Annotated in this window: 1 pseudogene; it reads right to left on the bottom strand. The window is 65.5% G+C overall.

The features are described 5' to 3' along the window. Positions 1-258: pseudogene (locus H483_RS39850) on the bottom strand (hypothetical protein); the annotation flags it as partial.

Raw genomic sequence — 258 nt, 5'->3', positions numbered from 1 at the left:
CCGCCATTGCAGTTGGAGTTCGTGTCGCGTGGTGACCGAGTCTCCGATGTCGGGGACGCGGGCGGAGATCTGCGTGGTGCCGATCCCGTCGAAGGTGCGTTGCAGGTCAGTGGCCGCAATCTCCGGTGTAGAGGTGAACGCTGCGGCCGCTACGGCGTCCTTGCGCTGGAGGGCGTCAACGAACCCGTCGAGGTTCTCCTGCCGTGGATCCGAGAACAACAGGCCGCAGGACGCCAAGGGGAGTGTGGCGGTCAGGAT

The sequence above is a fragment of the Dietzia sp. UCD-THP genome, from assembly GCF_000349585.1.
GTDB lineage: Bacteria > Actinomycetota > Actinomycetes > Mycobacteriales > Mycobacteriaceae > Dietzia > Dietzia natronolimnaea_A.
Note: the sequence above shows the minus strand (reverse complement) of the source record. Positions and strands in the feature narration are given on the sequence as shown.